This is a genomic window from Ligilactobacillus ubinensis, from assembly GCF_024160875.1.
In the GTDB taxonomy this organism is placed as follows: Bacteria; Bacillota; Bacilli; order Lactobacillales; family Lactobacillaceae; genus Ligilactobacillus; species Ligilactobacillus ubinensis.
In genome coordinates this window covers 1-10578 of sequence record NZ_JAIULA010000022.1, presented here as the reverse complement: position 1 = coordinate 10578, position 10578 = coordinate 1, and the positions used below count along the sequence as shown (strand labels likewise).

Below are 10578 nucleotides of genomic sequence, written 5' to 3'. Positions count from 1 at the left end.
AATAGTTTTTTTAGTTGATAATTATTAATTTATAAATTTTACTGCTGTACCATAGGCAACAACGGATTGCATATCTTGCATAATAGAGCCAGAGTCAAAACGCATCATAACAATAGCATCAGCACCTTTTTCAAGTGCTTCATCACACATTCGATCAATGGCATTATTACGGGAAGTAGTTAGCATTTTGGTATATCCTTTAATTTCGCCACCTACGATGTTTTTAAGTCCAGCACCAAAGTTACTAAGGACATCTCTACTTTGTGTGGTAACACCGAAGACCTCGCCAATAATTTCATAATTTTTTCCTGGTATATTTTCAGTCGTTGTAATTAATATTTTAGTCATTACTTTGTCCCCCCAAGGGTAATTTCTTTTAGTATACCATATAAAATTTGGTATAGTAAAAGTTAAACTTTCCTAGATAAGACCATTTCTTTTAGCGTAATAATTTTAATCTTTTTTAAGAATAAAAACGGTTTTAATTAAATAGTTATTTAGTAGAGTAGCAAATAATGATAAAATATAATTAGTAGATACAGTTAGGAAGATTATATAGATGAAGATACTTAGTATTATAGTTCCTTGTTATAATGCAGCTACATATATGCGCCATGCGATTGAATCATTATTGGTAGGTAAAGAACACGTTGAAATCTTATTGGTTGATGATGGTTCGACAGACGAAACTGCACAAATTGCAGATGAATATGCAAATGAATATCCGACAATTGTTCGAGCTATTCATCAAGAAAATGGAGGACATGGAAAAGCAGTCAATACTGGATTGTCAAAAGCAACCGGAATGTTTATAAAAGTAGTTGACAGCGATGATTGGGTTGATGCAGATGCATATAAAGAAATACTTTCTTTTTTAGAAGGAGAGAGTGAAAAAGAAGATACAATTGACATGCTAGTTAGTAATTTTATCTATGACAAGCAGGGAGTAAAGCGTAAGAAGGCAATGAACTATGCAAGCTTTTTACCAACTAATCGGGTATTTTCATGGGATGAAGTACACTTTCCGTTAGGAAAATATTTATTAATGCATTCTGTTATTTATCGACGAAATATCGTAGTACAACAAGCACAGCTTGAATTACCAATCCATACGTTTTATGTAGATAATATATACGTATTTAATCCATTACCATATGTAAAAAAAATATATTACTTAGACATTAATTTTTACCATTATTTTATTGGTCGAGATGATCAATCAGTTAATGAAAAAGTAATGATTAGTCGAATTGATCAACAACTAAAAGTTAATAGATTACTAATCAACTACTATGCTCAGTTGGACGATATAGATTCTTCTTTGCGGACTTATTTATTTAGATACATTGAGATAATAACAACTGTTTCTTCAATTTTGTTATTGAAGTCTGGAACTAAAGAAAATTTACGTAAGAAAAGAGCACTATGGAACTATATTAAACGAAAAGATGTACATTTATATCGAGAACTGCGCTGGGGACTTTTTGGGACCGGTGTAAATTTACCATGGAAACTAGGACGTAAAACAGCGATTGGTGTATATAAGTTAGCACGTAGGATGTATGGATTTAACTAGTGACAAGATGATGTCATAAAGTAACCAAATTTAATGAGGTTATTTTAGGGCATTTTTTTGTGTAGAAAAGTTTATAATTACGATGCTTCATTTCAAATAAAGCACAATAATTGTGACAAAATAAAAAAAGAATAGTATACAAAAATATTCTAAATATGGAATATTTAAAAAAATAATCAGCAAAAAAGCTTGCCATACTAGGAATGAACGTACATTCATTTTCACAACAATCTTCATGAAATATTGATTTATCAAGGATTTATAAAATCATTAGTCTTGACACTTTAAATTGAAATTTTAAAATGAAGTTATAAATTAATTTTTTGTTAAAAGAGTGGGTTAAATTTAAGCAGGTGAAAAAGTTGAAACAAAATAAACTTCGCGGAGGAATTGATGTCGGTTCTACTACAGTAAAAGTAGTTATTTTGGATCCAAATAACCATCCGCTGTATCAAACATATCAACGTCATTATTCTGATGTAAAAAAAGCAAGTAAAAAAGTATTGCATGAAGCAGCACAAATAGTAGGTGAAAATACGCCAATCGCATTTACAATAACTGGTTCTGGGGGAATGGGTTTAGCCGATGTATTGGATCTTGATTTTGTGCAAGAAGTGATAGCATGTACACGAACAGTTGAAACCTTGATACCAAAGACAGACGTAGCTATTGAACTAGGTGGCGAAGATGCCAAAATCACCTTTTTTGAAGGCGGATCACCCGAACAAAAAATGAACGGTAGTTGTGCTGGTGGAACAGGTGCTTTTATAGATCAAATGGCATCTTTATTGAAGACCGACGCTAATGGACTAAATGAATTAGCTAAAAGCTATAATACAATTTATCCAATCGCTTCTCGTTGTGGTGTATTTGCCAAGACGGATGTTCAACCATTAATTAATGATGGTGCACGCAAAGAAGATTTAGCAGCTAGTATTTTTCAAGCAGTTGTTAACCAAACGATTGCAGGATTAGCTTCAGGACATAAAATTAAGGGAAATGTAGCTTTTTTAGGTGGCCCACTGTATTTTATGAGTGAGTTACGCCAACGTTTTATCGAAACGCTAAATTTGAAACCAGAAAATGTTATTTTTCCGGAAAATCCACAACTTTTTGTTGCTGATGGAGCTGCTTTATATGCTGAAGATTCACAAAATACAACAATTAAGACCTTAATAAAGCATCTTGATAATTCAGGACAAGCTTTACATCCAACTAAAGCTCTAGAACCACTATTTAACAATGAAGAAGAATTAGCAGAATTTAGGAATCGGCATGCAAAAGCAAAAGTAGAGTCTCGTTCTTTAACGGATTATACAGGGAAGGCTTATTTAGGAATCGATGCTGGTTCAACTACAACAAAAATTGCTTTAATGAGTGAAGATAATAAATTATTGTATACATGGTATGGAAATAATGATGGTGATCCATTACAAAAGACAATTGATATTTTAACAGAGATGTATACACATTTACCTGCTGATATTACAATTGTAAAAACGTGTACCACTGGATATGGGGAACATTTAATTAAATCAGCTTTGAAATGTGATATAGGTGAAGTTGAGACAGTAGCTCATTATAAAGCCGCACATTTCTTTATGCCAAATGTCGATTTTATTTTAGATATTGGTGGTCAAGATATGAAAGCAATGCATATCAAAGATGGGGCATTGTCAACAATTCAATTAAATGAAGCATGTTCATCAGGTTGTGGTTCTTTTATAGAGACATTTGCACAGTCATTGAAATATGATATAAAGGATTTTGCGAAAGCAGCATTATTAGCTAAATATCCGGCAGATTTAGGTTCAAGATGTACTGTATTTATGCAATCACGCGTTAAGCAAGCGCAAAAAGAGGGTTCATCAGTTGCTGATATTTCAGCTGGTCTCTCAATGTCAGTTATAAAAAATGCATTATTTAAAGTTATCAAAGCACGTTCAGCACGTGATTTAGGCGAAAATATCGTTTGTCAAGGTGGAACATTTTATAATGAAGCAGTTTTACGTTCGTTTGAAAAATTAAGTGGACAAGAAGTAATTCGTCCCAACATTGCAGGCTTGATGGGAGCTTATGGAGCTGCATTGATTGCTCAAGAGCGTGCTAAAGAAGGCGATATAACCACTTTGATGACTACTGATGAAATGGCTGGGATGTCATGCGAAAAAGAATTTGATCATTGTGGACGTTGTGAAAATAATTGTCTGTTAACAATTACACATTTTAATGACGGTCGCCAGTTTATTACAGGAAATCGCTGTGAAAAGGGACTACGAATCAAGTTAAAACGTCAAGATGAACGAGTTAACTTGGTTAAAGAGAAATACCACAAACTATTTTCGTACCGTCCTTTAAGAAAGAAACTAGCTGTTCATGGAACAATTGGTATTCCAAGAGTTTTAAACATGTATGAGAATTATCCATTATGGGCTACATTTTTTAAAGAGTTGGGAATTCGAGCAGAATTATCAACTAGATCTTCAGATGAAATGTATGAATCAGGGATGGAAACAATTCCGTCGGACACTGTTTGTTATCCAGCTAAGATGGTTCATGGTCACATAAAATGGTTAATTGATCGCGGACTAAAAACTATTTTTTATCCTGCAGTCGTTTTTGAACGTCAGGAAAGCAAAAATTCAGATAATCACTTTAATTGTCCAATTGTTCAGTCATATCCAGATGTAATTCGAATGAATGTTGATGAGATTAGGGAAAATAAAGTCGATTATCGTAATCCATATTTGAATCTAGCTGATCGTGAATCTACAGTTGAAAACTTATATCAAGCATTTCAAGATTTTGAAGTTTCAAAAAAAGAAGTAAGTCAAGCATTTGATGCAGGTATGAAAGAAATGGATAGTTTCAAGCGTTGGATTCAAAACCGTGGTGAGGAAACAATTCTCAATATGCGTCAAAAAGGGCAAAAAGGTATTGTTTTAGCAGGTAGACCATATCATTTAGACCCACAAATTAATCGGGGAATTTCGCAAATGATTGCGGCTGAAGGATTCAATGTGTTGACAGAAGATAGTGTTTCACATATGGGAGATGTTTCAGGACTAAGAGTTGTAAATCAGTGGACTTATCATTCACGTTTATTTGCTGCTGCACGTGTTACTGCTAAAATTCCTGAATTAGAGTTTGTTCAACTTAATTCATTTGGATGTGGAATTGATGCAATTACTACAGATCAAGTACAGGAAATCCTAGCACAATATAATAGGTTATATACAGTTTTAAAAATTGATGAAGGAACAAATATAGGCGCAATTCGAATTAGAATTCGTTCTCTTAAGGCGGCAGTCACCGAAAGACATGAGCAAAACATTAAGCCACAAAAAATGTTTGAAAACGATAAACCAGTTAAGTTTACCAAGGAAATGAAAGAGAAACATACATTGTTAATGCCAATGTTATCGCCAATTCATCAATCTAAATTAGTTGATGTTGCGTTACGTGCATCAGGGTACAATGTTGTTAATTTACCTATTAAAGATAAGCACGCAGTTGATGAAGGGACTAAATATGTAAATAACGATGCATGTTATCCAGCTATTATAACGATTGGTCAAATGATTGAAGCATTAAATAGTGGTAAATATGATGTAAATAATACCTCTGTGATGATGAGTCAAACTGGTGGGGGGTGCCGTGCAACAAATTATATACCTTTAATTAGAAAAGCGTTAAAAGATGCAGGTTATCCGCAGGTTCCAGTTATTTCGATTTCACTAGGAAATCAAGGCGTTGAAGATACACCAGGGTTTAAGTTAACACCAATCCTACTTAAACGTGCAGCCTTAGCCTTTTTATATGGTGACTTATTTGAGAGAGTTGTTTATCGAACACGACCATATGAAATGGTTAAAGGTTCGGTAGATGCTTTACATGAAAAATGGTTGAGTAAGGTTAAGTCTAATGTAGAAAATGGTAAATTTAGTGAATTCAAGAAAAATGTTAAGAAAATTATCAATGATTTTGATGAAATTGAGCTACAAGATATTGTTAAGCCACGTGTAGGAATCGTTGGTGAAATTTTAGTTAAATATTCACCAATTGCCAACAACAATATAGTTCGTGTTCTTGAAGAAGAGGGCGCAGAAGTAATTTGTCCAGATATTGTAGGATTTATGAACTATTCACTTTATAATCAAATTTATCGACATGATCATCTTGGCTTTTCACTTAAAACTAAGTGGATAGCTGAAGTTGCTTTGAAAATAATTGAATGGTGCGAAAAGCCAATGAACGAGGCGCTAAAGAAATCACAACGTTTTGATGGAATTCAAGCAATTGAGAAGGTTGCACAAGGAGCAGAATCCATTATTTCATTAGGTAACCAGACCGGTGAAGGCTGGTTTTTAACTGGTGAAATGGTTGAATGCTTGCAAAATGATATTAATAATATTGTTTGTATGCAACCGTTTGGATGCTTACCAAATCATGTTGTAGGAAAGGGTGTTGCAAAAGAGTTGCGTCACCAATATCCTAAAGCTAATATAGCAATGATTGACTATGATCCATCGTTGTCAGTGGTAAATCAGTTGAATCGTTTGCGCCTAATGTTGGCTACGGCAAAGAAAAATTTAAAGAAAGACAGTAGCGAAGTCATACTTGCAAAAGCATAGTTTTCTAGAGATGTTAAAATTGTAAAATGTGATTAGCCTTAAAGAGGCGTTATATCTATGTTCGTAATGAATCTAGGTATAACGCCTCTTTAATAACATTAATTAATATTCTTTTTGAATGTGTGCTGCTTCTTAGTATGAACTATTTTTGTTCTTCTTAAATTTCCTTGTGTATTATGAATTCCAAAGTAATAGCCGACAACACCACTTGTAAACATTAGTAATAGTGTAATTAGAATAGTTGCGGCTTTCTTTGTTTTTTTTGTATGCATAATAAGATCCCCTTAAAGTAATTTAAAGAAAAGTATAGGTCAATAATTCTTAGTATAATAGAAGTAAATTTGTTTTTTTCTTTAATAGATTTTGAAAAATAAATGAAAGTCTATTATTTTTCCTGATGATGGAACTAAGGGCAATTAGCTAGAGAATACTAACATTGTAAATCAGATATGCTAGTGACACAGAATTTGTGCGCAACTAGTTGCTTTTTTTGGTATGTTTTATGCATCAAACATCCAGAGATAAAATATGTTCATGTCTTTAAAGAGTTACAGTCGTTAGTTATATATATCAACCAAGGTTAGTTGAAAATATTATTAGGATAGTGAATTCCTAATAAAGTCAATATGAGATTACACCATTTAAACCATCTTAGATCTGTATAAAGATTACTATTAGTAACTGATACTAGGATAAAAAGAAGAAACACTGTAATAACAATAGCAATTTCTAACCAAGGAATGAACTTTATTTTAATAGTCATTAAAAAGGTTAATGCGATTATAAAGCTAATTAGAGTAACAATGAAACCTACTTGCCCCTGTTTTGTATAATTGCTGATTGTTTCATATAGGTTAATGCTATTTCCATTTTCGACAAACTCAGCACTTTCAAGAAATTCATAAGTTGAAAGTAATAATAAGAGGATACCAGCTAATAGGCGAGGTAAAGCTATTTTCTTTTCAAATTGCATAGATTCTCCTTGAAAAATAAAAGAGGAAAGTGAGTTACGGAGTAAAATCTGTTCAAGATATCTTTTATAGAGATAAGCATACTAAATAATTTTATAAGAATAAATGAAATTATTTTGATATCGTATAACAAAGTATCATAGAACATTTTATAATAGGATAAGTAAAAAGGAAATACCATTATATAGGTATTTCTATATGTCTTGTAACATATTGAATTAATAAAATAAGGACAGCACAGGATATTACATTGCTGTTTTATCAACGTTTGTAGTCTCTTTGTGCACCACCTGTGCACAAAGCTTATTTAATACGTTTTCAATCATGTTATCTGACCTCATCTTATATTCGTCAATCAGGTAGGAATATACTCTACGGGTTGTTGAAATATCCGAGTGGCCTAGTCGTTTAGAAATGACATATAAATCTATATTATTAGCCAGCAGGTATGCGACATGAGTATGCCTTAGACTGTGAAAATGGAAACTAGGCTTATTTTATATCACATACTTTTAAACACTGCCTTAGAGTCTTGTTTACGGCTACTGACGTTGTTATAGTGCCATATTGATTTGTAAAAATATAGTTAGAATTATTCACTGCCAATTCTTTGATTACATCAAGTATGTCCGAGTTAACACGAATAATTCTTTTGGAAGATTCGTTTTTAGTATCTTTAGTCTTTTGAAGTCCTTCTTGCCAGGACTTATTGATGTTGATAGTTTTAAATGGAAAATTAATATCTTTCCATGTGAGTGCCTGTAGTTCACCTAAGCGGGCACCAGTGTAGATGGCTAATAATATTAGATATTTAGAAGTATAATTAATATTATGACTGTCTATAATATATTCTACCAAAGAATTCATTTCTTTGATAGTCAATTTTCCTTGTCTTGCCTTTGTTAAAAACTATATTAACGTTTTGAATGAATCCTTTGGATATGACACCATCATAGATAGCATCTTTAACACATGCATGAAACAAAGAATTGTATTTGTAGATGGTAGATTTTGCATGGTGTTTACCATAGGTGGTAATAACCATCTGATATTTTCTATTGCAATTTTTCCAAATCATATTGTTTTCCCATAATAAATATTAATTTATAAAATTTGTATTTTTTGCTTTCCAGTCTTCCAATTTAATACCAACCCAGAACAAGTAAATTCCAACTGTTATGATGCTTAGTAAGAACCATTTAATCCAATTTCCAAATAGTCCAATTGCTGATCCTTTAAACTTCATTCTATGACCGTCAATAACGGTATGATTTATTTTCCATCCGTAAACTAAGCATAAAGCCCATGGATAACAAATTCCAAAGGTACAAATAGTAAGTACAAGACCTAGAATGTTCCATCCAATATAAGATAGTAAGCTACCATCAAAAAAAGAGCTACGACCATGTTTCATTTCCATATGTGATTCCCCCGAACCTAGTATTCAGCTTTTAATGTCATCAGTATTTAGACATAAGTTAGATATTCAATAATTATTTCTTTTTATGTGCTTTATATAAGCCTAACTATCTTAATAATATCATAACCTAGAGAATTATATGTATAAAAATATCCGAGAATATGGTAATAATAACTCGGACATTTCATCAGCTTTAGCCTTTTTTCCTTCACGTAAGAGGCTAGAGCTTATTTTCTTGCCTAAAAATCAGTAGTCATTTTAACGGCTTTTCCTAAAACTCGTATAGGGTTGCTACTATAGATTACTATTGGATCGTAATCGGGATTATCAGACATTAACAAAATTGAATTACCTATGTGCCTAATAAGTTTTAGCGTGTGTCTCACAGGGATTTACTAGCAATAGGTGGACTCATGCTATTTACCTTTGCTTTAAGGTAGAACAATGTGATGACGAATTACTCCTTATTTTTCAGTTCTTCTTTTAAAGAAGATATTTCATTTTCTAAACTATCTACTTTTTTAATTAAAAAATCAAGTTTTTCTTCAGCGTTAGTATCTTCTTTTTCATTAGTAAAGTATGCCGTTATTGAGCTCGTGAGCATGCCTATGAAGCCAATACCTACAAACATTAATAATACTGCGGCTAGTTTTCCAATAGCAGTATGAGGCGAAATATCACCATATCCAACAGTTGTGGCGGTGGCAATCGCCCACCACAAGGATTCGCTAAAGGAAACATTCTCTGAAAGAGAATAGAGAACTGCAGAAATCAATAGTATAGCTGTACAAGTAATAATTAAGTAGATAAGGCCATTAGTTTTCAAAAATTTCTTTGCATTGCGTTGCAATTTACCCGATAAACCGACAAGCCTAAATAATCTAAAGATACGAGATAGTCTTGCGATTCTAGCCACTCTGAACAGTGAAAAAGAACTAGCTGGAATAATTGCTAAAAGATCAAATATGTTGTGAGTAAAGAAATATTTCTTGTTCTTTGAAAGGGCTAGGCGCGTGAAATAATCTATCGCAAAAATTATCAGAATGCCATTATCAACAATATTATAGGGGAAGGCACCTATATTTAGTTGACCGCAATAATCTAAAATAACCATTGCAATTGATATTACAGCCAAAATAACAATAAATATATCGTATAGTTTTTTCATTAGAACACCCAATTCGTATTTTATGCTCTAATTATAATACAATTTTATATAAAAATATCCGAGAATTTTTTATATTATGGGGTGCTTTTATGACCAAACATTCAACTGATTTTAAAATTAAGTCCGTTCAAAAATATTTTGAGGGAAATATTTCGATAAGTAGTTTATCTAAAGAACTTAAACTGCCAAATAGTACTATTTTAAGAGGATGGATCTATACTGCTTGCCAACAAGGACTTGAAGCGCTGAGAGTCAAACGACACACAAACAAATATAGTCTCGATTTTAAGGCCAAAGTGGTAGAATATTATCAAACGCACAATCTTGGAGTTGTTAAAGTTGCTGCTGTTTTTAATATCTCAGCTTCTCAAGTTTATAAAGGACTGATATATGCCACTCCGTGGTGCTTACCATTGTGGTTAGTGCTATTTTTATTGCTTTAATCAACAAGTTTTTTTAAAATAAAGGTGGTGATTATTTGGGATATAGGTATGATACAAATCATTTGACTTCTCAACAAAAAGCAATTATTAATGCAAATGATGAAAATAGCAAATTGCTTGAAAAAGAGTCAAAAAAAGAAGAGAGATACCAAAAAATCATGACCACCCGTCAAACGGGTGGTTTGCTCCAGAGCTATAAGCCCTATGTACTTGCCAGCGTCTCAAGGCGCTGGCTTTTTATATCAAAGTCAAACTGCATTTGCCACTTTTGCTACCGCTTTAAGCGGTACCTGAACTACTTACCTTGACCCTTAAAAGGGTCTTCATATTCCCTGACACTCAATTTATCTACTGCCTGATCGTGTT

The 10578-nt window shown here is 32.7% G+C and carries 12 protein-coding genes and 1 pseudogene; 4 read left to right on the top strand and 9 right to left on the bottom strand.

Annotated features, from left to right (window positions below; genetic code table 11):
- Nucleotides 1-24 precede the first annotated feature (24 nt).
- A complete protein-coding gene (locus tag LB941_RS09930) occupies nt 25-339 on the bottom strand; it encodes a heavy metal-binding domain-containing protein (RefSeq protein WP_253361782.1) in 315 nt (104 codons plus the stop codon).
- Nucleotides 340-559: 220 nt separating this feature from the next.
- On the opposite strand from LB941_RS09930, the gene LB941_RS09925 reads away from it, so the two are divergent.
- Nucleotides 560-1576, top strand: a complete 1017-nt coding sequence (locus tag LB941_RS09925; RefSeq protein WP_253361731.1) for a glycosyltransferase family 2 protein — start codon at nt 560-562, stop codon at nt 1574-1576.
- A 362-nt stretch (nt 1577-1938) separates the two neighbouring features.
- Nucleotides 1939-6210, top strand: coding sequence for a 2-hydroxyacyl-CoA dehydratase (locus tag LB941_RS09920; protein WP_253361729.1), 4272 nt, complete (start codon nt 1939-1941; stop codon nt 6208-6210).
- A gap of 98 nt (nt 6211-6308) precedes the next feature.
- On the opposite strand, the gene LB941_RS09915 is transcribed toward LB941_RS09920, so the two are convergent.
- The 7 genes from LB941_RS09915 to LB941_RS09890 form a co-directional block, all read right to left on the bottom strand.
- Nucleotides 6309-6482, bottom strand: coding sequence for a hypothetical protein (locus tag LB941_RS09915; protein ID WP_253361727.1), 174 nt, complete (start codon nt 6480-6482; stop codon nt 6309-6311).
- A gap of 308 nt (nt 6483-6790) precedes the next feature.
- The gene (locus LB941_RS09910; RefSeq protein ID WP_253361725.1) at nt 6791-7183 is read right to left on the bottom strand and encodes a hypothetical protein; all 393 of its coding nucleotides are present in this window, start codon (nt 7181-7183) and stop codon (nt 6791-6793) included.
- A 243-nt stretch (nt 7184-7426) separates the two neighbouring features.
- Nucleotides 7427-7612, bottom strand: a complete 186-nt coding sequence (locus LB941_RS09905; RefSeq protein ID WP_253361780.1) for a hypothetical protein — start codon at nt 7610-7612, stop codon at nt 7427-7429.
- Nucleotides 7613-7673: 61 nt separating this feature from the next.
- Complete coding sequence (locus LB941_RS09900; protein WP_253361722.1) at nt 7674-8063, bottom strand: tyrosine-type recombinase/integrase; 390 nt, start codon at nt 8061-8063, stop codon at nt 7674-7676.
- A gap of 217 nt (nt 8064-8280) precedes the next feature.
- The gene (locus tag LB941_RS09895; protein ID WP_253361720.1) at nt 8281-8601 is read right to left on the bottom strand and encodes a YjgN family protein; all 321 of its coding nucleotides are present in this window, start codon (nt 8599-8601) and stop codon (nt 8281-8283) included.
- A gap of 239 nt (nt 8602-8840) precedes the next feature.
- Nucleotides 8841-8987 (bottom strand): S24 family peptidase, encoded by a 147-nt coding sequence (locus tag LB941_RS12600; RefSeq protein ID WP_425270535.1) that lies wholly within the window; start codon nt 8985-8987, stop codon nt 8841-8843.
- Nucleotides 8988-9058: 71 nt separating this feature from the next.
- Nucleotides 9059-9769, bottom strand: coding sequence for a potassium channel family protein (locus LB941_RS09890; protein WP_253361718.1), 711 nt, complete (start codon nt 9767-9769; stop codon nt 9059-9061).
- Nucleotides 9770-9858: 89 nt separating this feature from the next.
- On the opposite strand from LB941_RS09890, the gene LB941_RS09885 reads away from it, so the two are divergent.
- A complete protein-coding gene (locus LB941_RS09885) occupies nt 9859-10212 on the top strand; it encodes a transposase (protein WP_253361716.1) in 354 nt (117 codons plus the stop codon).
- 35 nt (nt 10213-10247) lie between these two features.
- The gene (locus tag LB941_RS09880; protein WP_253361714.1) at nt 10248-10520 is read left to right on the top strand and encodes a hypothetical protein; all 273 of its coding nucleotides are present in this window, start codon (nt 10248-10250) and stop codon (nt 10518-10520) included.
- On the opposite strand, the pseudogene LB941_RS12595 reads toward LB941_RS09880, so the two are convergent.
- Nucleotides 10508-10578: pseudogene (locus tag LB941_RS12595) on the bottom strand (IS200/IS605 family transposase); the annotation flags it as partial. The gene LB941_RS09880 and the pseudogene LB941_RS12595 overlap by 13 nt on opposite strands.